The sequence below is a fragment of the Streptomyces sp. NH27 genome (genome assembly GCF_056859195.1).
This window is the reverse complement of record NZ_JACEGK010000881.1, coordinates 1-1644: the sequence shown is the minus strand read 5'-3', so window position 1 is coordinate 1644 and position 1644 is coordinate 1. Positions and strand designations below refer to the sequence as shown.

Here is a 1644-nt window from a genome sequence, read left to right as displayed (position 1 = left end):
CCCGACCCCACCGACCCCGCCACCCCCGTGACCGGAACGACAGGAGACGACCCCGACATGCCCACCACCGAGCAGCAGCCCAAGGCCACGCCGACCGCCGAAGAGGCCATGGCGGTGTCGATGCACTACGCCGATCACCCCATCGCGGACATCGTGGAAGCGACCGGTCTGACCGAACAGCAGATCCACGCCCTGGTCGACACCTTCGAGGCCGAGATCGAGGCCGTTCAGATGGCGGAGAAGGAAAGCACCACCGCCGACATCGCCACCGCGACCGGCCTGAGCGAGCAGAAGGTCACCGAGCTGGTAGCCGCCGCGACGACCACCCCCGCCGACACCGAGACCCCCACCGGGCCGGTCGACGGCGGTACCGAGGTGCTGCTGGTGTGGGCGGAGCGGCACGACCTCGCCGGCATCCGCAGCCGGGCCGCCCGTGTGCGCAGCGACCTGGCAGAGCTCGCCGACCGGCGCGGGACCGAGCAGGCCACCGCTGAAGCCGAGGCCCGCGTCGCTGAGGCGAAGGCCGCCCTGGAGGCCGCGCAGGCCGAACTCCGCGCGGTGAAGACCGGCACGGCCCGCACGGCGGCCACGGCGCCGGACGTGCCGGCCCCGGCGGCCATCACCGGCGGCAAGCGGAGCCGGGAGGAACTGGCCCGCATCCGGGCGTGGGCGCGGGAGAACGGGCACCAGGTCGGTGTCGCCGGCGTCGTCAAGAAGACGATCCTGGACGCCTACGACGCCGCCCACAGCCCGGCCCGGCTGGCGCAGGCGAGCTGACCCATGACCACCGACAACACCATGGCGGTCCTGGACGGCTACCTGGAAGAGGACCCCCAGCCCGGCGACAGCCTCGCGCTCACCGCACTGTTCCGGCTGACCCTCTCCCCCACCGAGGACGCCGTCAACGAAGCGGTCCTCCCCTGCACCGTCGCCGACCCGCAGCTCGCTCACGAGGTGCTGCACACCCTGCAGCCCGGCGACCGGTTGCGGGTCACCGGGGCGATACGGGTGCCGGACAACCCCGGCGGGGCGTTGCGGCTGTGCGTGTCCGCGCTGGAGGTCCTCGACACCGCGCCCCCGCGCTTCGCCGAACTCGGAACGGGCCAGGGCGACAGCCCCGCCGGCGCGCTGCCGCTGCCTCCGCTGCCGCCCGGGCTCTCCCTGCCCGACGACGGCGGCCTGCTCGAGCGGTTCGGCCCGTACCTCGCCTACAGCGACCCGGACACCACGCTCACCAGCGTGTGGCGGGCCGATGGGGCGTGGGTCGGCGCGGACGCCTACCCGGTGACGGCCGGCGACCTGATCGACGCGTTCGAGCGCCGTACGGCCGCAGGCGAACCCTGACCCGGAGGCACTGGTGCCGATCCGGCCCGAGAACGCCCACCGCTACCCGCGCAACTGCGGGAGATCAGCGCACGGATCCGGTTCGGCAGGGCGGGCGGCCGCTGCGAGTGCACGGGCCACTGCGGCCTGGCGCACCCCGGCGGCCGCTGCCCCGCCCTGCACGACCAGCCCCACCCCGACACCGGCTCCGAGGTCTGCCTGACCACCGCGCACCTCAACCACCAGCCCGAAGACGTGCGAGAGGACAACCTGCTCGCCGCCTGCCAACGCTGCCACCTGCGGATCGACGCTGCTCACCAC

3 protein-coding genes are annotated in these 1644 nt (G+C 74.0%); 2 read left to right on the top strand and 1 reads right to left on the bottom strand.

Annotated elements, in window-relative coordinates; translation table 11 throughout:
- Together AC13HU_RS36750 and AC13HU_RS36745 are read left to right on the top strand one after the other, a co-directional pair.
- On the top strand, positions 1-777 hold a 777-nt coding region (locus AC13HU_RS36750), incomplete at its 5' end, for an Lsr2 family DNA-binding protein (RefSeq protein WP_483046338.1).
- Positions 778-780: 3 nt separating this feature from the next.
- Complete coding sequence (locus AC13HU_RS36745) at positions 781-1344, top strand: hypothetical protein (protein WP_483046337.1); 564 nt, start codon at positions 781-783, stop codon at positions 1342-1344.
- Between the two features lie 42 nt (positions 1345-1386).
- Here AC13HU_RS36745 and AC13HU_RS36740 read toward each other — a convergent pair.
- The coding region (locus AC13HU_RS36740; protein WP_483046336.1) for a hypothetical protein at positions 1387-1644 on the bottom strand (258 nt) is incomplete at its 5' end.

Excerpts from the sequence above, each read along its gene's own strand:
- AC13HU_RS36745 (WP_483046337.1), top strand. The coding sequence starts at position 781 with ATGACCACCGACAACACCATGGCGGTCCTGGACGGCTACCTGGAAGAG.